Origin of the sequence: Stenotrophomonas sp. CFBP 13724 (genome assembly GCF_014841975.1) — a bacterium.
GTDB lineage: Bacteria > Pseudomonadota > Gammaproteobacteria > Xanthomonadales > Xanthomonadaceae > Stenotrophomonas > Stenotrophomonas lacuserhaii.
On record NZ_JACYUW010000005.1, the window covers coordinates 21839 to 41527 of the forward strand.

Consider the following 19689-nt stretch of genomic DNA (forward strand, 5'->3'; position numbering starts at 1 on the left):
GGATGAATCCGGAACGCAAAGCCCGGCTGGCCTACCGGGCCGCCACCCTGTTCACCCGCCTGCCGTGGCCGGTCCTGCGCGGCTTCGCCCACGCCCTGGCCTGGGCGTGGATCCGCGGCAACGCACGGGAAAGCCGGGTGACCCGACGCAACCTGGAACTGGCCTACCCGGAACTGGACGGCGCACAGCGCGCGCGGATGCACCGCGACGTGTTGCGCTCCACTGCCCTGCAGGCGGTGGAGACGCTCTGGCTGTGGACCCGCCCCGCGGCGAGCAACCTGCGCGATCACCTGAAGGAACGCCACGGCGAGGCGCTGTACGACGCCGCGCTGGCTTCCGGCAAGGGCGTGATCGTGGCCGCTCCGCACTTCGGCAACTGGGAGCTGTTGAACCAGTGGCTGGCCTCGCGCGGGCAGATCGCCATCGTCTACAAGGCGCCAGAAGATCCGGCCGGCGATGCCTTCCTGCAGATCGTACGCGGCGGCCACAATGTGCAGCAGGTGCGTGCCGAAGGCCCTGCGGTGCGCCAGTTGTTCAAGGTGCTCAAGGACGGCGGCGCCACCGGAATCCTGCCCGACCAGCAGCCCAAGGCCGGCGACGGCGTGTTCGTGCCGTTCTTCGGCATGCCCGCCCTGACCATGACCCTGGTCAACCGGCTGGCCGAGCGCACCGGCGCCACCGTGCTGTACGGCTGGTGCGAACGCACCGGCCCGGACATGCAGTTCGCCCTGCACCTGGAGGCCGCCGATCCGGCGGTGGCCGACCCGGACCTGCACGTGGCCGCCGCCGCACTGAACGCCGGCATCGAGCGCATCGCACGGCGCGACCCGGCACAGTACCAGTGGACCTACAAGCGCTATACCCTGCGTCCAGACGACCAGGAGCCCAACCCGTATGCCACCGCCAGGCATCCACACTGACGGTTGATTCCGTCGTCGTGGCCCCCATTTATCGCTTGCTTACTCCCTGCCCGGTCCTGCCATGCCTGCTGCCTTCTCCTCCCTGTTCGGTGACCCGGCGGCGATCCGTTGCGAACGCGCGGTCGCCGAGCTGCGATCCGGGCGTCCGGTGGTGATCACCGGCGACGCTCAGCAGCGGCTGGCGGTGATCGCGCTGGACAGCGCCACCCGGCGCAGCTTCGATGCCTTTGCCGGCCTGGCCGCCGGCCGCCATTACCTGTTCCTGACCGAGACCCGTGCCCGCGTGTTGGGAATGGAGACGCCGCACGGCGTGCGCCTGCCACTGCAGGGGGTCGACTTCGATGCCCTGCCTTCGCTGGGCTACCTGCGCGAGCCCGGTCCGATGCCGGCAGACGCAAGCGCCGGCGATGCACTGGATGCCGGTGCGGTGGAGCTGGCAAGGCTGGGGCTGCTGCTGCCGGCAATGGTCGGCCTGCCGCTGGACCCGGCGGATTCGCGCTTTGAAGCGGCCGCCCAGGTCGCCCTGTGCGACCTCGCCGAGGGCGCCGCGCATGCGGCCCATGATTACGAACTGGTGGCACGTTCACCGGTGCCGCTGCGCGACATCGGCATGACCACCTTCGCGGTGTTCCGCGGCGGCGTGGCGCAGCGCGACCAGGTCGCGATCATCGTCGGCCAGCCCGACCTTGCCGCCGTGGTGCCGGTGCGCGTGCATTCGTCCTGCCTGACCGGCGATCTGTTCGGCTCGTTGAAGTGCGATTGCGGTGACCAGCTGCGGCGTGGACTGCACAAGCTCAAAGCGCTGGGCGGCGGCGTGCTGCTGTATCTGGACCAGGAAGGCCGCGGCACCGGCATCGCCGCCAAGATGCGCGCCTACGGCTACCAGCACGACGGACTGGACACCATCGACGCCGATGCGCAGCTGGGCTTCGGCGCCGACGAGCGCCGCTACGGCAGCGCGGTGGCGATGCTGCGGGGCTTGGGCATCGCGCGGATCGCACTGCTCAGCAACAACCCGACCAAGGCGCAGCGCCTGCGCAATGCGGGCATGGACGTGGTCGAGTGCATTCCGGTGACCGGTGACATCACCACCGAAAACGAGCACTACCTGCGCACCAAAGCCGAGCGCGCCGGCCACCTGCTGGACGTGGACGCACTGATCCAGGCCGCCCAGTAGCATGGCGCAGGCCTGGCCCTGCTAACGTTGTCGCCATTGCCTGCACCCGGAGCCTGCGTGACCTCACCTTCAACCTCCACTGACATGCCCGACGGCTGGCAGCTGTTGCCGCTGCGCGCCGCACGCCTGGCCGCGCTCGGCGGCCTGCCGGCCGGTGCGGTATTCCCCGGGCTGCCGGCCGCCGCGGCGTGGTGGCTGCTGGACCTGCCCGGCGGTATCGCAGCGGCCGTCGCTTGGCTGCTGGCCGGTGCCCTGCTGGGGGCACGGATCGGCTGGCGCAGGATGCGCCGCACCTGGTGGCGGCTGGATGGCACCGGGCTGGGCCTGCGCCGCGACCTGTGGTGGCAGCGCGACACCCGCGTGCCGACCTCCCGCGTGCAGCATCTGGACGTCCGTCGCGGCCCGCTGCAGCGCCGCGCGCGGCTGGCCACGCTGGTGGTCCACACCGCCGGCAGCCGCTTCAGTGCGGTGGTGCTGGACGGCCTGGACGAGGCCGATGCCGAGCACCTGCGCGACACGCTCGCGCGCCAGCTGGACCAGGACGCAGACGCCCTGTGAGCACCCCGCCTCCACCCCTGCCGAGCGCCGACCAGGAGCGCCGGTTGCATCCGTGGTCCTGGCTGTTCGTGCTGATCCTGCAGCTGCGCCAGTACCTGCTGCCGCTGGTCGCGCTGCTGGTGTTCGGCCAGCGCGGCGACCGCGACCCGCTATGGGCCCAGTTGGGCCCGCTGATCGTCATCGTGGTGCTGGTGCTGGCTTCGGTGCTGCAGTACCTGAGCTACCGTTACCGCATCGGCGAGGAAGGCATCAGCATCCGCAGCGGCGTGTTTTCCCGCAACCGGCGAGAGATTCCGTTCGCGCGCATCCACAACGTGGTGGTGCACCAGAACCTGCTGCACCGGCTGTTCGGGGTGGCCGAACTGCGACTGGAATCGGCCGGTGGCAACCGCCCTGAAGCCGAGATGCGCGTGCTGCGGCTGGATGAGGCGTTGGCGCTGGAGCAGCGCGTACGCCACCGCGGTCCGGCGCCGCAGCTGGACGCCGGCCGTGCCGATGACGGCACGCCGCCGCCGCTGCCGGAGGCCGACGAGCGCCACCTCCTGCTGCGCATGACCCACGGCGAAGTCGTAAAACTGGGCCTGCTGTCCAACCGCGGCTGGGTGATGGTGGCCGCAGCGCTGGCGGCATTGGTGCAGGTGGTGCCCCGGCGCAGCATGGATGCCTTCGTCGAGCAGGGAGGTCGCCAGGCCTTCGGCTACGCCAGCGGCCTGCAGCCCGGGATCAGTGGCCTGCTGCTGATCGCAGCGGGGCTGCTGATCGCCGGATGGCTGACCCTGCGCGCACTGTCGGTGCTGCTGGCCCTGTTGCGCTATTACGGCTTCGAGCTGAGCGAACAGCAGCGGCGGCTGACCGTCAGCAGTGGCTTGCTGAGCAAGGTGCGCAGCAGCGTGGCACTGCGCCGCATCCAGGCCTGGACACTCGGTGAAACGCTGCTGCAGCGGTGGGCCGGCCGGCGCCAGCTGCGCATCGACAGTGCCGCCAGCCAGGGCACTGAAGACCACCAGCAGCGCGGACTGCGCGAGCTGGCTCCACTGGCCACCCCACAGGCCTGCGATGCGCTGGTGAGCCACCTGCTGCCACAGGTGCAATGGCCGCCTGCGCAGTGGCAGCCGGTGCCGCTGCGCGGAAGCTGGCGCCTGTGCCTTACCAGCCTGTGGCTGACCCCGGTGCTGGCGGCAGGATTGACCTGGCGCTGGGGCTACCCGGGCCTGCTGGTGCTGGCCTGGGTACCGGTGGCGCTGTGGACGGCACGCCTGCAGATGGCGCGCATCGGCTGGCACCTGGACGGCCAGCATGTGGCGCTGCGGGGTGGCTGGTGGCGCCGCTGGTGGCGCTGGGCAGAACTGGACAAGCTGCAGGCGCTGCGCCTTTCACGCTCGCCGCTGGACCGTCTGCTGGGCACCAGCAGCGTCTGGCTGGATACCGCCGGTGCACGCGGAGACGTCGCGCTGTGCCTGCGTTATCTGCCGCAGGCGCAGGCCGCGGAGGTGCTGGAAACACTCGGTGCGGCGCTCGCCCGGCGCAAGCTGCGCTGGTGATCCAGCGCTGCACGCAGTGTCAGCGGGTGCGCGCTGGACCCCAGTAGCCGATGCGCCGGCGCAGTTTGATCTTGCGCCAGAAGTTCAGCGGCTTGGGCTTGCGGTTGCGCCCCCCTTTGGCGACGAAGTCATCGATCGCCTGCAGGATCCGCTCGCTGGAACGCCCGTCGCGATAGGGATGCAACGTATCGGCGAACTCGCGGATGGCTGCCATCAGCTCCGGCGGCCGGGCGAGTGCACGCCGGATCGCGCCTTCGAATTCGGCCGGGTCATCGATGTCGATGAGCTGCGGGCCGGGGCGACGGTTCTTGAAGGTAACCACCGGCTTGTAGGTCAGCAGGAACTCGTTCAATGCCGAAGACGTGTCCGAACACATCAGGTCGACCTGCGGGAACAGCTCCAGGATGTTGTCGTTGTCTGCAAACCGCAGGTACTCGTTTTCCAGCGCGCGGTAGCGCGCCACGATCTCCGGATCCATCTTCGGATGGAAGGTGACGATCCAGCGCCATTCGCCGGTGCGCGACAGCCGCGCGATCTCGTCATGCAACACACCGGCCGCGCTCCAGGACGGTGAGAACGTCGAGTGGTACAGCACCACCGGCGGTTCACGCACCGGTTCGGGCTGTGCCGGCAGCTGGCTCATGAACGGGTCGATCTTCGGGAATCCGGTCTCCACCACCGCGAAATGGCCCTGCGCCTCGGCCAACGCCGAGAACGCGGCCGTGTCACGCGGACCGGTGGTGCAGTACAGATCGAAGAAACCGCGCACGTAGATGTGCCGCGGCTTGCCCGCATCGAAGCCATGGAAGGTTTCCACCTTCACGCCGGGAAAGAAGTGCGGCACCGCATTGGACGAGGTGATCACCGCATAGGGGTCCCAGGCGCGAACCTGTTCCACCGTCAGCAGGGTTTCATCCGCGGCGAGGTCTTCCGCGCCCGGGCCGTCGAAGAACCAGGCCGTCTCGTCGCCGCGCGCCCGGATCGCCGCCTGCACGGGCCGCAGGATGGCCAGCGCGTAACGTTCCGATCCGTACAACAGGTAGTGGCGTGGCACGTCGGTCTGCTCCTCTTCGATGGCCGGCGGCTAGTATCGCATCGCCAATCGGCGGTGTCGCTGCTAGGCTCTGCGACGAACACGCCCAAGGCCCGGTTGCATGACCTCTACCCGACCCGAACCGCGCGCGCCCTTGTCGGCCTGCATCATCACCTTCAACGAGGCCGACCGGCTGGCCGACTGCCTGGCCTCGCTGTCCTTCTGCGAGGACATCGTAGTGGTGGATTCTTTTTCCACCGACGCCACCGTGGAGGTCGCCCGTGCCGCCGGCGCCCGCGTGCTGCAGCGCCCCTTCGATGGCTTCCGCAGCCAGAAGGATTTCTGCGTGCAGCAGGCCGCGCATGACTGGGTGCTGTGCCTGGACGCCGACGAGCGCGTGTCCGCACCGCTGCGCCAGAGCATCGAAGCGGCGCGCGCGGCCGGCTTTGGCAGCGTCGCCGGCTATCGCTTCGCGCGCTGCTCGGAATACTACGGACGCTTCCTCAAGCACGGCACCGCCTACCCGGACCGCGTACTGCGGCTGTTCGACCGCCGCCGTGGCGGCTGGCGCGGCGACCGCGAAATCCACGAAGCAGTGTCACTGGACGGACCGGCCGGCCTGCTGGCAGGCGACCTGTTGCACCATCCGTTCCGCAACTTCATGCAGCTGCTGGACAAGAAGCAGAAGTACGCGCGGATGATGGCCGAACATGAGTTCGCGCGTGGCCGCAGGGCGACCCTGGCCAAGCTGGTGCTGGCCCCGGCATGGCGGTTCTTCCGTGGTTACGTGCTGCGCGGTGGCATGCTGGATGGATGGCCGGGGCTGATCGAATCCTTCGTCAGCGCCAACTACGTGCGGCAGAAGACGATCATGCTGTGGCTGCTGCAGAACGGGCAGCCGGTCAGCGGAAAGTAACCCCGCTCAGGCCGCGTCGGGCGCCGCAGCGGCGGACAGCCGACGCTGGTGGCGCAGGGCTTCCAGGCGCGACAGCCCGGCCAGCGCGCCGACGATGGAAGCGTAGAAGCTGGCGGTGATCTGGTGGGCGAACATCGACTGGGTCAGCCCGCACAGAATGTAGCTGACCACGATCATCACCCCGGCGGCCGCCGGCCCGCGGAAGGTGGAACGGCCACTGCGCCGGTGCAGCCACAGGAACAGCCACAGCGGCACGCCGTACACGGCCAGCAGCAGCAGGGCGCCCGGCGCGCCCTGGGTGGCGCCCCATTCGGCGAGGTCGTTGTGCGCATGGCCGAGGTGGCAACGCGGTTCCATCGGGTTGTCGCGGCACTCCGGCAAGCGCTGCATGGCGGTGTCGAAATGGCCCACGCCCACGCCGGTCAACGGATGGTCGACGAAGGTGTCCCAGGCCACCTGGAGGCGCTCCACGCGCGCACCTGCCGATGAATCGGTATCACCGTGCTCGAGCCGCCGCACGTCGTTGTGCAGCTCGGTCAGCCGCACCTGCTGTCGCAGCTCCGGTACGGCGACAAGCGCCACGCCGGCCACGCCAAGCATCGCCGCCAGGATCAGCAGTCGTAGGCGCAAGGTACGCCAGCGCAGGCTCAGCGCCATCACCAGGAATACCGCCAGCAGCGCCAGCAACGCACCGCGGCTGCCGGTCAGCACCAGTGCCGCGCACCCCAGGGCCAGCGCCGGCAGGCCCCAGGCCCAACCGCGTACCCCGTGGGGCCGGCAGAACAATGCGAGCACCAGCAGCATCACCACGATGTCCGCCAGCACGATGGCATTGGTGAACAGCTCCGCACGCGGCGCGCCGCCCAGCACCTGTCGCAACGACAGTACGAAGACCAGCACCAGGCCCACCAGGGCACCACGCCACAGCCAGCGCAGCCGAAGATCGAGCGCACACACCCACAGCGCGATCCACGGCATGACGAAGAATCGCGAGCGATTGTCCACGTCGCGGAAGCCATGCTCGAACAGCAGCATCGACACCACCCCGCCCGCCAGTACCGCCAGCATCAGCAGCGCCAGCACCTTCACCGTCGGCCCCGCGTCGCGGCGGGAATCCCACAACAGCCCGGGCACCAGCAGGGTGCTGGCCAGCAACAGCAGCCCGAACGGCAGCAGGTTGACCGGCGTGGAAACCACCAGCGCCGGCATCAGCAGCAGCCCAAGCTGGCCCAGGCCGCGGGCAATGCGCGCACGCATGCCTTGCGGCGCCCCGGATCGGTGCAGGTCGTTGGCGTAGCCGTAGGGAGGCAGATTCACTGAAGGGTCATCAGGTCAGGCCGGCAAGGGACAGCGATTCTGGCCAGCCGATACAGAACGCGCGCTGTCCGCTGGAACGCTGCAGGCAGCTGGCTGCACGCGGCTCATTCTTCGAACTGCCGCGCCTGCAGCGCACGTTCGCGCTCGCGCGCATCCGCAGGCAGTTGGCAGGGTCCCTGGACAGCGGCGGCCGGCACCAGCCACCAACGACGGCGGTTGGATATGCCGGCCAGTTCAGCACGGCTGCGGTCGACACAGGGCAGCAGTGCATCCTGCTGCACCAGCAGCCAGCGCCTGGCTGGCGCCTGTGCCTGCCAGGCAACACCATCGCGGAGCTGTGCATCCCAGTCCTTCTGGAAGCCGAAGGTCGCCGCCGGGCGGTCGGCCATCAGCAGGTTCTGCTCCTTCCACGCCACCAGCCCCAGTTCGGCATCGGGCCCGATGCGCTGGCCAACGGCGTGCATCAGTCCACTGGCCGAACTGGCGCTGTTCAACAACGGATACCCGACCAGGCTGTACAGCAACCAGACCCCGGTCAGCGTGGATACCACGCCCAGATGCGCGCGGCGATGCCCCCAGGCCAGCAAGCTGACAATGCCCCAGCAGCCCATCGCCACGGCGGCCCAGGCCAGTGAGGCGATGGCGGCCTGGTCGATGCCGCGCGAGCCCATCAACCTCGCCTCCAGGCCCCCTTGGCCGGTCAACAGCGCGCCGCCCGCGCCAAGCGTGAACAGCGCCAACCCTGCAGTGAAGGCCGCCAGCAGCCACTGGAACGCGCGCTTGCGCAGCAGGCCGGGCAGCAGCGGCGCCAGCGCCAGGCAGAACATCGGCAGCGAAGGCAGGATGTAGACATCGCGCTTGCCGTCGGGGATGGAAAAGAACAGGACGATCAGCGCCCACCAGCCCAGCAGAACCAGATAACGCGGATCGCGCCGGCGCAGCCGCCGCCACCAGGCGGGTATTGCCCAGGGAACGGCCAGGAAAGCCGGGATCCACATCGACGGCATGGTCGCAAGGAAGTACCACCACGGCTGGTGGTGGTCCCAGGACTGCGCATAGCGGCCAGCGGTCTGGCGGAACAGGATGTCGTCCATGTAGGCGCGGTACTCGACCGACCCGGTGGACAGCGCAACGACCACCATCGGCACCAGCCAAAGCGAGATGGCCAGCAGGAACAGCAGCGGCGCCACCCAGAACCGCCAGTGGCGGACACTCAGCCCCACCCCGCGCCAGCCCCATACCGACGCCAGCGCGGCCGGGATGATCATCAGCAGCGCGACCACGCCCACGCCCTTGGTGATCACCCCCAGCCCGGCGGCGAACCAGCCGAACCACCACCAGCCCCACGCCGGCCCCAGCAGCAGGTGCCGGATCAACCCATAGTTGGCCAAGGTGATGAAGAACACGATCAGCGGATCGATCTGCGCCTTCTTCGACTGGAAGGTGAAATGCAGTGCGAACAGCAGCAGCCAGGCCGCGTACAGCCCCACCCGCCGCGTCCACAGCCGCCGCCCCAGGTCATGCACGCACCACAGCGTGCCCAGCGCGGCCAGCATCGACGGCAACAGGAAGGCGATGCGCCAGTTGCCGATGACCGAATACAGCGTGGCCTGCAGCCACATCAGCATCGGCGGCTTGTCCGAATACAGCTCCAGCCCGCGATGTGGGAACAGCCAGTCGCCGCTGATCACCATCTGCTTGGCGACCAGTGCGAAACGCGGCTCGTCCGACGGCCAGGGATCGCGCAGGCCCAGGCCCGCGCCCAGCACCAGCAGGGCCATCAGGACCAGCAACGAGGTCTCACGTGAAGCGCGTGTGGTCAGCATGGGCACCGCAGGATCGGAAAAGGTATCAGGCGCTTTTTAGCAGACGCGCATAGAAAAAGCCGTCGCCGCCATCATCACCGGGCAGGCGCTGGCGTGCCACTCCCGCGCAGTCAATGCCGAATCCGTCATCCAGCGCGGCGGCGGACGCATCCGGATGCCACTTCAGGAACGCCTGCACCTGGTCGATGTTCTCGGCACGCAGGATCGAGCAGGTGGCATACAGCAGCACGCCACCCGGACGCAGCATCGACCAGCAGGCTTCAAGCAAGCGTGCCTGCACGCCCACCAGCGCGTCGACGTCCTCGGCGCGACGGTGGAACATCACGTCGGGCTGGCGACGGATGATGCCGGTCGCCGAACACGGCGCGTCGAGCAGGATCGCGTCGAACGGCACCCCGTCCCACCACGAACCGGGATCACTGGCATCGGCGGCCTTGACCTGCGCATCGGCACCGACGCCAGTGCGGGAAAAGGTGTCCTTGACCCGCGCCAGCCGGCGTGCATCGATGTCCAGCGCCAGCAGGCGCAGCGACGGATCACGTTCCAGCAGGTGCGCGGACTTGCCGCCCGGCGCCGCGCAGGCGTCGAGCACGCGCGCACCCGGCGGCGGCGCCAGCGCATCGGCGGCGCACTGCGCGGAGAGGTCCTGCACCGACAGCGCGCCTTCGTTGAAGCCGGGCAGCTGGTTGACCGCCGCCGAGGACGCCAGGCGGATCGCATCCGCGCTCACCGGACCGGCCTCGGCGCTGATGCCAGCGGCCTCCAGCGCGGCCAGCGACGCGTCGCGGTCGCCCTGCTGGCGGTTGACGCGCAGCCACAGGGGGGCCGGCTGCAGGCTGGCGGCGAAGATCGCCTCGGCCTGGATCGGCCAGTCGCGCTCGATGCTTTCGGCCAGCCAGGCGGGGAACGCATCACGCGGCGGTTGTACCGGGAATCCTTCGCGCTGCGCCCGGCGCAGGATCGCGTTGACCAGGCCTGCCTGGCGCTCACGCCCCAACGCGCGGGCGGCGTCGACCGTGGCCGACAGCGCGGCATGGGCCGGCAGTTCCAGCACGTCCAGCTGCGCGAAGCCGACCATCAACAGCGTACGCAGGTCGGCATCGCGCGCCGACAACGGCTTCTGCATCCAGCTGGCCAGCGCCGCGTCGTAGGTACTACGCCGGCGCAGCACCGCAAAGCACAGCGCTTCCAGCAGCGCGCGGTCGCGGGTGTCGGCCAGCTTGGGCAGCGCCCAGGCCAGCTCGGCCTTCAGCGAACGCCCGCGGGTGAACACCTGCGCCAGCACGCGCGCGGCCAGCATGCGCGTGGCGGCACCCGGCGCGGCGTGGGAAATCTTGAGGTCATCCTGCTTGCTCACCGGCTCAGGCTCCCACGCGCAGGTCGCGGCGCGCGTTGAGGTAGTCGGCTGCGGTGATCGCCTTGCCACCTTCGCGCTGCAGCACGCGCAGGCGCAACGCGCCCTGCCCGCAGGCGATGTCGATGCCTTCGCGGGCAGCGCCGATCACCGTGCCCGGCGCATGGCCTCCGTTGTCGTCCAGCGCCACCGCGCCATGGATGCGCACGCGTTCGCCGGCCAGTTGTGCTTCGGCGATCGGCCACGGATTGAACGCCAGCACGGTGCGCGCCAGCGATGCAGCATCCATGCTCCAATCCAGCCTTGCTTCGGCCTTGTCCAGCTTGTGCGCATAGGTCACGCCTTCAACCGGCTGCGGCTGCACCACCGGCTTCAGCCCCGCGCGCAGCAGGCCCAGGCCATCGGCCAGCACCTGCGCGCCCAGTTCGGCCAGCTTGTCGTGCAGCTGTCCGCCGGTGTCCGTCGGCAGGATCGGCAGCGCCTGCTGCAGCAGCACCGGGCCGGTATCCAGGCCGGCTTCCATCTGCATCAGGCATACGCCGGTCTGCGCATCCCCGGCCTGGATGGCACGCTGGATCGGCGCGGCGCCACGCCAGCGCGGCAGCAGCGAGGCATGCACGTTCCAGCAGCCGTGGGTGGGGATGGCCAGCACCGCACGCGGCAGGATCAGGCCGTAGGCCACCACCACCATCAGGTCCGGCTGCAGCTCGCGCAGCTGCTGCTGGGCAGCCTCATCCTTCAGGTTTTCCGGCTGGAACACCGGAATGCCGCGGGCGACCGCTTCCAGCTTCACCGGCGACGGCGCCAGGCCGCGTCCGCGCCCGGACGGACGGTCCGGCTGGGTGTAGACGGCCACCACTTCGTGATGGCGCGCCGCCGCGCGCAGCGACGACACCGCGAACTCCGGCGTACCGGCAAAGACAATCCTCATGGTCACCCCATTGCGCAGGCCAGCGACCTGCAGGTCAGAAAACGGCACCGCGCTCCGGTGCCGCAGGGTCCGCGCAGGCGCGGACGGTCGGCACGGCAGCGGCCGTGCCCGGTGATGGATCAGGCGACGTGCTTGCGCGCCTTGGCCAGCTTCTTGCGCACCATCTCGCGCTTCAGCGGCGACAGGTAATCGATGAACAGCTTGCCGTCCAGGTGGTCCATTTCATGCTGCACGCAGACCGCCAGCAGGCCGTCGGTGGCCAGCTCCTGCGGCTGGCCCTGGCGGTCCAGGTAGCGCACGGTGATCTGGTCGGCGCGGGTGACGTCGGCAAAGATACCCGGCACCGAAAGGCAGCCTTCCTGGTACACCTGGCCACCGTCCTGCTGGACGATCTCCGGGTTGATGAAGACCATCGGCTGGTTCTTTTCTTCACTCACGTCGATGACCATGAAGCGCTTGTGCACGTCCACCTGGCTGGCCGCCAGGCCGATGCCGGGTGCGTCGTACATGGTCTCGAACATGTCGGTCAGCAAGGCCTGGAAGGCCGGCGTGGTGACCTCGGCGGCGTCGACCGACACGGCCTTGGTGCGCAGGCGCGGATCGGGAAACTCGAGAATTGGGAGCAGTGCCATGGCAGTAATCATCTGGGTGGGGGCCGGTCAACGCCGGCCTGCGTTGTAATTCTATCGCCAACGCTTGCCCTGCGCCCCGGTTTCTGGACTATAGTGCGCCAACCTGTTGGGGAACCGGGCTGACCACTCCTATGTTGCTACGAATCCGCACGGTCGTCGCCGCGGCGATGTTGACCGTTGCCGCCTATGCTACCGCCGTTGAAATGAACGGGCACCCGACCACCTATGTCGTCCAGAAGGGCGACACACTGTGGGATATCTCTGCGCGATTCCTGAAAAAGCCTTGGCTTTGGCCGGAAATCTGGCAGGCAAATCCCCAGGTGGCGAACCCGCACCTGATCTACCCGGGCGATGTGCTGAGCCTGGCCTACCTGGACCGCGTCGTGGCGCGCCAGGAGCCCGGACCGCGCCAGGAAGCGCCGATCACCGGCATTCCGCTGTCCGAAGTCGAGCCTTTCCTGAAAGAACTGAGCGTGGTCGATCGCATCGATCACCTGCCCTACGTGGCCGGGCTGGAAGACAACCGCCTGCGTGCCACGTCGGGCCAGCTGGCTTACGTGCACGGGCTGGACGGCGCCGCCGTGGGCCAGCGCTACGCGGTGGTACGGCCGACGGTGCGCTATGCACTGCCCAAGCCCACCGAGGACCTGGACGCCAGCGGCCGTACCACGCCGGGCAGCGGCAACCTGTGGAAGGACTTCACTGTCCCGAACAAGCGTCCGCACCAGCAGCTGGGCTATGAACTGGCCAAGGTCAACGTCGGCACCATCACGCGCGTGCCATCGGGCAACGTGGATGTCGCCACGCTGGCGCTGCAGGGCACCGGCGATGGCCGCGAGGTGCGCGCCGGTGACCGCCTGGTCCCGGTGGAAGCCACGCCGTACGACCTGCAGTTCTTCCCGCATGTCCCGGCGCCGGGCACCGATGGGCTGGATGTCCGGGTACTGGCGGTAGCGGACATGCTGCTGTCCGGCGGCGCACGTGATGTCATCGCCCTTTCCGCGGGCAGCGCGCAGGGCGTGGACAACGGCACCGTGTTCTCGCTGTGGCGGCAGGGCAGCCACGTCAAGCACGTGATGAAGGCGCCGAATTCGTCGCAGATGGACGATTCGCGCGTCGACGGCAACAACCGCCTGACCATGCCGGACGAATATGCCGCCCATGCCATGGTGTTCCGTACCTTCGACAACGTCAGCTATGCACTGGTGATGGAAGGCATCAAGCCGGTGCTGGTGGGCTACAACGCCCGCCACCCCGACGCGACGGAGTAAGTGGACTGACGGCCGGCGGCCCTCTCCCACTGACAGCACACCGCAACGGCGCCCTAGGGCGCCGTTGTCGTATGCGCGGCAGGCTGGGCCATGGATGAGGAAACCCAAGCCCTGTTGACCCTGGTCCTTGCCGGCGGCGGACTGCCGGCACGCCGCGCGCTGGCCTGCGCTCGCCCCAGCGTGGCCGCCGCGCTGGACGCCGGGCCGGTCGCGTGGCGGCAGGCGGGCTGCTCACCCGGCCAGCAACGCCGCTTGGCCGCGCCGGATGCCGCTGCACTGGAGGCCGCCCTGCGCTGGATGCAGCAAGCTGGTCACCACCTGCTGCCGCTCGGCGATCCGCGCTTCCCGGCCTTGCTGCGCACGATCCCGGAGCCTCCTTTGGCGCTGTTCGTGCACGGAGACCCCGCGCCGCTATGGCATCCGTCAATCGCCGTGGTGGGCAGCCGCTCCCCCACACCGAGCGGGCGCGCACTGGCTGCCGAGTTCAGTACGGCGTTCTGCGATGCCGGCCTGGCCGTCATCAGCGGACTGGCCACCGGCGTCGATGCGGCGGCCCATCGTGCCGCCCTCGCCGCCGACGGCCTTACCATTGCGGTGATCGGCAGCGGACCGGACGCGGTGTTTCCGTCGCACCACGTCGCACTACAGCGCGAGATCGCCGACCACGGCGTGGTCGTCAGCGAATATCCTCCCGGCACGACGGCCCGGGCAGCGCATTTTCCCGCCCGCAACCGGCTGGTGGCTGGGCTGGCGCTGGCAACGGTGGTGATCGAGGCAGCCAACCGCTCGGGTGCACTGATCACCGCACGATTGGCCGCCGAAGCCGGACGCGAGGTCTGCGCACTGCCCGGCTCGGTCCGCAATCCGCGGGCCGCCGGTTGCCACCGGCTGATCCGAGACGGTGCCGCATTGGTGGAAACCCCCGCCGAAGTGATGGCCCTGATTGCCCCGCAGCTGGCCACCGCCCTGCCCGACTTGCAATGTCGCCTCCAGGCCCCCACTGAACAGGGACGGCGAGCCCATCTTCCTGCACACATGGCGTCCGACCCGGACTACCAGACCTTGTGGAAAGCGCTCGACCACGACCCAATCCCTATGGATTCATTGATCACGCACTGTGGATTGACGGCCGCCCGGCTGTCCTCCATGCTGCTGGCCATGGAACTGGCGGGTATCGTGGTGTGCGAACACGGCCGCTACTGTCGAAACCCTGGTTTCCCAACCTCCACAGCGTCCAGATGACGCAGGCCGAGGGGCAATGAAAGAGAGCATTCTCGATGTGCTGCTGTACCTGTTTGAACACTATTTCAGCGAAGACGCTGATCTCATCCGCGACCGCGACTCCCTCCAGAATGGCCTGATCCAAGCGGGCTTCAGCCCGGCCGAGACCGCAAAAGCGTTCGATTGGCTGGATGCACTGGCCGCCCAGCGTCCCAGCGTGTCGCAGGCCCGGGTCGACGGCCCGGTGCGGGTCTACCACGGTCCGGAGCTGGACAAGCTGGACGTGGAATGCCGAGGTTTCATCCTGTACCTGGAGCAGCACGGCATCCTGGATGCCGACCAGCGCGAGCTGGTGCTGGACCGTGCCATGGCCCTGGACCAGGACGAACTGGATCTGGACGACCTCAAGTGGGTGGTCCTCATGGTGCTGTTCAACCAGCCCGGCTCGGAAGCCGCGTATGCCTGGATGGAAACACAGATGTTCATGGACGAGCCAGAACCCCTTCACTGACCGTACACTGCATCCCTTGCGCATACAGGGGGCGTTCACGTGAGCGAGTGGTTCCACGCCGAGGGCAGCCGCCAGGTTGGCCCGGTTTCGGCTGATGACATGGGGGAGCTGTTCCGGGGCAACCGGATCGGGCTGGACACGCTGGTGTGGCGCCAGGGCCTGCCGGCATGGCAGCCGCTGCGCACCGTGGTGGACGAACTGGGGCTGACCGCGGTCCCGGCCGCCGCCGCTGCGACCCACGTCCCGCCGTTGCCGCCGGGCAGTCCGCCTGCCCCTCCGTCGCCCGCGGCGCCCTATGCCGGTGCGCGCGCGCTGCCGATGCAGGCCCAGAAGAAGCCGCTGTCCGGCTGTGCGATGACCGCCGTCATCGGCGGTGCGGCGCTGCTGGTGCTGGTGCCGGTGTGCGCCATCCTGGCGGCCATCGCACTGCCGGCCTACAAGGACTACACCATCCGCGCCAAGGTGGCGCACTCGGTGGGGGCGCTGCAGCCCCTGCAGGTGCAGGTAGCGGAATTCGTCAATCGCGAAGGCCGTTGCCCGACCCGCGCCGACCCCGATTTCCCGGCGCATGACCACCTCACCGCGCAGGGTCTGTCGAGCGTGCAGTTCGGCCAGTTCGAGAATGAGCACTGCGGCATCGAAGCCACGTTGGCGGTCGGCGAGTCGCGGGTCGATGGCGACCTGCTCTGGCAGGAGTACGATCCCCAGGCGTCACGCTGGGAATGCAGCGGTGACGGCGCCGACAAATACCTGCCCGTGCACTGCCGCGACTGAGCCGGCAGGCGGGCATGGACCGATTTCCAAGGAAGACCCACAGGGGATGATGATGAGTGAGTGGTATTACGCCGAAGGCCAGCAACGCCAGGGCCCGGTAGCCGAGCAGGAAATCCGCCAGCTGTTCCAGCGCAGCCAGATCACGCTGGATACGCTGGTATGGCGCGAGGGAATGGCGCAATGGGCCGCACTGCGCACGGTGGTCGATGAACTGCAGCTGCAGACCCTGGCGTCGGTTGCCGCCGAGCCGAGCACCGGTTTCGACCTGCGCGGCGACTACGCGGCGATCGACAACGGCACCGCGCCGCTGCCGGGCAGTGGCCCGCTAAGCGCTTCGCCGTATGGCGCATCGGCCGCATCGGTGGGCTACGGCAATGCCGTGCCGGTACACGGTGCCGAGGTGCTGTATGCCGGCTTCTGGAAGCGGTTCGCCGCCTACATGATCGACTACGTCATCCTGACCGCGAGCTCGATGATCATCGGCGCCATCGTCGGACTGGGTATCGGTGGCGCGGCCAGCCTGGCCGGTGGGGGTTCGACCACCGCAGGCGTGCTCAGCCAGCTGCTCGGCGCGCTGATCGGCTTCGGCATCAGCCTGGCCTACTACGGCTGGTTCCACGCCTCAGTCGGCGGGGCGACCCCGGGCAAGATGGCGCTGGGCATCAAGGTGGTGCGCAGCGATGGCGACCGGATCTCCGGCGCGCGCTCTATCGGCCGCTACTTCGCCACCCTGCTGAGCAGCCTGACCCTGCTGGTCGGCTACATCATGGCCGCCTTCACCGAGCGCAAGCAGGCCCTGCACGACATGATCTGCGACACCGTCGTGGTCGATAAATGGGCCTTCACCGACCAGCCGCACCTGCAGCGTCCGCAGCTCGGCGCGGTCGGCGTGGTGGTGCTGGTACTGAGCGGTATCCTGTTCGTCGGCCTGATCATCGCGATGGTCGTGGCGGTCGGCGCGATCGCCAGGATGGCCGGCTGAATACCGTCGGATGCGGCTGGAGCGCTTGACAGCGCGCTCACGACGTGATTCCTCTAATAAGGTAAAAGCTGAACGCCCGGCTCATCCCCGGGCGTTCAGTTTATGGAAATCGACCCGGTCGCTTCACTAATGCGGCCATTTGCTCCACCCTAGCGGCCCTTCCCGGCCGTGCGCACACAAAAGCGACCCCATGCCCAAGCACCTGCTCATCGTCGAATCGCCCGCCAAGGCCAAGACGATCAACAAATACCTCGGCAAGGACTACACCGTCCTGGCCTCGTATGGGCATGTGCGCGACCTGATACCCAAGGAAGGCGCGGTCGACCCGGACAACAACTTCGCGATGCGTTACGACGTCATCGACAAGAACGAAAAGCACGTCGATGCCATTGCCAAAGCCGCAAAGGGCGCCGACGACATCTTCCTGGCGACCGATCCGGATCGCGAGGGTGAAGCGATCAGCTGGCATATCGCCGAGATCCTGAAGGAACGTGGCCTGGTCGGCGACAAGCCGATGCAGCGGGTGGTGTTCACCGAAATCACCCCGCGGGCCATCAAGGAGGCGATGAACCAGCCGCGCGCCATTGCCGCCGACCTGGTCGATGCGCAGCAGGCCCGCCGCGCGCTGGACTATCTGGTCGGCTTCAACCTGTCCCCGGTGCTGTGGCGCAAGGTGCAGCGCGGCCTGTCCGCCGGCCGCGTGCAGAGCCCGGCGCTGCGCATGATCGTGGAGCGCGAGGAAGAGATCGAAGCCTTCATCGCCCGCGAGTACTGGTCCATCGCCGCGGCCTGCGCGCATCCTTCGCAGCCGTTCAACGCCAAGCTGATCAAGCTGGACGGGCAGAAGTTCGAACAGTTCACCGTCACCGACGGTGATACCGCAGAAGCCGCACGCCTGCGCATCCAGCAGGCCGCCCAAGGCAGCCTGCATGTCACCGACGTGGCCAGCAAGGAGCGCAAGCGCCGCCCGGCACCGCCGTTCACCACCTCCACCCTGCAGCAGGAAGCATCGCGCAAGCTGGGCTTCACCACGCGCAAGACCATGCAGGTCGCGCAGAAGCTGTACGAAGGCGTGGCGATCGGCGAGGAAGGCACGGTCGGCCTGATTTCGTACATGCGTACCGACTCGGTCAACCTGTCGCAGGACGCGCTGGCCGAGATCCGCGACGTGATCGCCCGTGATTACGGCATCGCCTCGCTGCCGGACCAGCCCAACACCTACCAGACCAAGTCCAAGAACGCGCAGGAAGCCCACGAAGCGGTGCGTCCGACCTCCGCGCTGCGGACACCGGCGCAGGTATCGCGCTTCCTGACCGACGACGAGCGCAAACTGTACGAGCTGATCTGGAAGCGTTCGGTGGCCTGCCAGATGATCCCGGCCACGCTAAATACGGTCAGCGTGGACCTGTCGGCCGGCAGCGAGCATGTGTTCCGCGCCAGTGGCACCACCGTGGTGGTCGCCGGTTTCCTGGCTGTGTACGAAGAAGGCAAGGACACCAAGAGCGCCGATGACGAAGACGAAGGCCGCAAGCTGCCGCTGATGAAACCCGGCGACCGCGTGCCGCTGGACCGCATCGTCGCCGACCAGCACTTCACCCAGCCGCCGCCGCGCTTCACCGAAGCGGCGCTGGTGAAGGCGCTGGAAGAGTATGGCATCGGCCGTCCGTCGACCTACGCCTCGATCATCCAGACCCTGCAGTTCCGCAAGTACGTGGAAATGGAAGGGCGCAGCTTCCGCCCGTCCGACGTGGGTCGCGCGGTCTCCAAGTTCCTGTCCAGCCATTTCACCCAGTACGTGGATTACGACTTCACCGCCAAGCTCGAAGATGAGCTGGATGCGGTGTCGCGTGGCGAAGAGGACTGGATTCCGTTGATGGCCCGCTTCTGGGAGCCGTTCAACAAGCTGGTGGTGGAGAAGAACGAATCGGTCGACCGCGCCGAAGCCAGTGGCGCGCGCGAGCTCGGCACCGATCCCAAGACCGGCAAACCGGTCAGCGTGCGGCTGGGCCGCTTTGGGCCGTATGCGGCGATCGGCAGCACCGCCGAAGATGCCGAAGACAAGCCGAAGTTCGCCTCGCTGCGCCCCGGCCAGAGCATGCACACCATCAGCCTGGAAGATGCGCTGGAGCTGTTCCTGATGCCGCGCGCGCTGGGCCAGGACAAGGGCGAGGATGTCAGCGTCGGCATCGGTCGCTTTGGTCCGTTCGCCAAGCGTGGCAGCACCTATGCCTCGCTGAAGAAGGAAGATGACCCGTACACGATCGACCTGGACCGTGCGGTCTTCCTGATCGAGGAAAAGGAAGAGATCGCGCGCAACCGGATCATCAAGGAATTCGACGGCAGCGAGATCCAGGTACTGAACGGTCGTTTCGGCCCGTACCTGAGCGACGGCAAGATGAACGGCAAGATCCCCAAGGATCGCGAGCCGGCCTCGCTGACCCTGGCCGAAGCGCAGCAGTTCATGGAAGAAACCGGCAAGCCGGTGCGCAAGGGCTTCGGCAAGAAGGCCGCCAAGAAGACCGTGAAGAAGGAGGCCGCGCCGAAGAAGGTCGCCGCCAAGAAGATCGCGGTGAAGAAGGCCACCAAGAAGGCGACCAAGAAGACCGCCAGGAAAGCGGTGAAGAAGGTCGCCAAGAAGGCCGTGGCGAAGAAGACCGCCGGCTGAGCTGGTGGGTTCTGGTAGCGCCGGGCCATGCTCGGCGGAGAACCGGAAGCGTGACGACCA

17 protein-coding genes are annotated in these 19689 nt (G+C 68.1%); 11 read left to right on the top strand and 6 right to left on the bottom strand.

All coding sequences use genetic code 11. The annotated features are described in order from the left end of the window. Positions 1 to 2: 2 nt before the first annotated feature. The 4 genes from IFT63_RS16375 to IFT63_RS16390 all read left to right on the top strand — a co-directional run bounded on the left by IFT63_RS16375 (position 3) and on the right by IFT63_RS16390 (position 4196). Positions 3 to 920 (top strand): lauroyl acyltransferase, encoded by a 918-nt coding sequence (locus IFT63_RS16375; protein WP_042614469.1) that lies wholly within the window; start codon positions 3 to 5, stop codon positions 918 to 920. A 61-nt stretch (positions 921 to 981) separates the two neighbouring features. Next, complete coding sequence (gene ribA, locus IFT63_RS16380; protein ID WP_042614470.1) at positions 982 to 2097, top strand: GTP cyclohydrolase II RibA; 1116 nt, start codon at positions 982 to 984, stop codon at positions 2095 to 2097. Between the two features lie 84 nt (positions 2098 to 2181). Then, the gene (locus IFT63_RS16385; protein ID WP_042614471.1) at positions 2182 to 2655 is read left to right on the top strand and encodes a PH domain-containing protein; all 474 of its coding nucleotides are present in this window, start codon (positions 2182 to 2184) and stop codon (positions 2653 to 2655) included. Continuing rightward, the gene (locus IFT63_RS16390) at positions 2652 to 4196 is read left to right on the top strand and encodes a PH domain-containing protein (RefSeq protein ID WP_192085140.1); all 1545 of its coding nucleotides are present in this window, start codon (positions 2652 to 2654) and stop codon (positions 4194 to 4196) included. Before IFT63_RS16385 ends, IFT63_RS16390 begins: the two co-directional genes overlap by 4 nt. Before the next feature lie 19 nt (positions 4197 to 4215). On the opposite strand, the gene IFT63_RS16395 is transcribed toward IFT63_RS16390, so the two are convergent. Beyond that, on the bottom strand, positions 4216 to 5250 hold the full coding sequence (locus tag IFT63_RS16395; RefSeq protein WP_101101328.1) for a CDP-glycerol glycerophosphotransferase family protein: 1035 nt from the start codon (positions 5248 to 5250) through the stop codon (positions 4216 to 4218). A 100-nt stretch (positions 5251 to 5350) separates the two neighbouring features. Between IFT63_RS16395 and IFT63_RS16400 the strand changes: the two genes are divergently transcribed. Beyond that, positions 5351 to 6145: a glycosyltransferase family 2 protein gene (locus tag IFT63_RS16400; RefSeq protein ID WP_192085141.1), complete on the top strand. Its 795-nt coding sequence runs from the start codon at positions 5351 to 5353 to the stop codon at positions 6143 to 6145. A gap of 6 nt (positions 6146 to 6151) precedes the next feature. Here IFT63_RS16400 and IFT63_RS16405 read toward each other — a convergent pair whose 3' ends face one another. The 5 genes from IFT63_RS16405 to def form a co-directional block, all read right to left on the bottom strand. Next, positions 6152 to 7462, bottom strand: coding sequence for an O-antigen ligase (locus IFT63_RS16405; RefSeq protein ID WP_342450508.1), 1311 nt, complete (start codon positions 7460 to 7462; stop codon positions 6152 to 6154). Between the two features lie 104 nt (positions 7463 to 7566). After that, complete coding sequence (locus IFT63_RS16410) at positions 7567 to 9288, bottom strand: glycosyltransferase family 39 protein (RefSeq protein ID WP_192085142.1); 1722 nt, start codon at positions 9286 to 9288, stop codon at positions 7567 to 7569. 25 nt (positions 9289 to 9313) lie between these two features. Further along, the gene (rsmB, locus tag IFT63_RS16415) at positions 9314 to 10645 is read right to left on the bottom strand and encodes a 16S rRNA (cytosine(967)-C(5))-methyltransferase RsmB (protein ID WP_192085143.1); all 1332 of its coding nucleotides are present in this window, start codon (positions 10643 to 10645) and stop codon (positions 9314 to 9316) included. Between the two features lie 4 nt (positions 10646 to 10649). Next, positions 10650 to 11573 carry a methionyl-tRNA formyltransferase gene (gene fmt, locus IFT63_RS16420; RefSeq protein ID WP_192085144.1) on the bottom strand — a complete coding sequence of 308 codons (924 nt, stop codon included), beginning with the start codon at positions 11571 to 11573 and terminating at the stop codon, positions 10650 to 10652. Between the two features lie 119 nt (positions 11574 to 11692). Further along, complete coding sequence (gene def / locus IFT63_RS16425; RefSeq protein ID WP_042614477.1) at positions 11693 to 12205, bottom strand: peptide deformylase; 513 nt, start codon at positions 12203 to 12205, stop codon at positions 11693 to 11695. 131 nt (positions 12206 to 12336) lie between these two features. Between def and IFT63_RS16430 the strand changes: the two genes are divergently transcribed. From IFT63_RS16430 to IFT63_RS16455, 6 genes are all read left to right on the top strand, one after another. Then, complete coding sequence (locus IFT63_RS16430) at positions 12337 to 13476, top strand: LysM peptidoglycan-binding domain-containing protein (protein ID WP_042614478.1); 1140 nt, start codon at positions 12337 to 12339, stop codon at positions 13474 to 13476. Between the two features lie 90 nt (positions 13477 to 13566). Next, complete coding sequence (gene dprA, locus IFT63_RS16435) at positions 13567 to 14718, top strand: DNA-processing protein DprA (RefSeq protein ID WP_192085145.1); 1152 nt, start codon at positions 13567 to 13569, stop codon at positions 14716 to 14718. A gap of 16 nt (positions 14719 to 14734) precedes the next feature. Next, positions 14735 to 15208 carry a DUF494 family protein gene (locus IFT63_RS16440; protein ID WP_042614480.1) on the top strand — a complete coding sequence of 158 codons (474 nt, stop codon included), beginning with the start codon at positions 14735 to 14737 and terminating at the stop codon, positions 15206 to 15208. Positions 15209 to 15247: 39 nt separating this feature from the next. Next, positions 15248 to 15982, top strand: coding sequence for a GYF domain-containing protein (locus tag IFT63_RS17730; protein ID WP_192085146.1), 735 nt, complete (start codon positions 15248 to 15250; stop codon positions 15980 to 15982). A 52-nt stretch (positions 15983 to 16034) separates the two neighbouring features. After that, positions 16035 to 16964, top strand: coding sequence for an RDD family protein (locus tag IFT63_RS16450; RefSeq protein ID WP_192085147.1), 930 nt, complete (start codon positions 16035 to 16037; stop codon positions 16962 to 16964). A gap of 190 nt (positions 16965 to 17154) precedes the next feature. After that, positions 17155 to 19629, top strand: a complete 2475-nt coding sequence (locus IFT63_RS16455) for a DNA topoisomerase I (protein WP_101101344.1) — start codon at positions 17155 to 17157, stop codon at positions 19627 to 19629. Positions 19630 to 19689 lie beyond the last annotated feature (60 nt).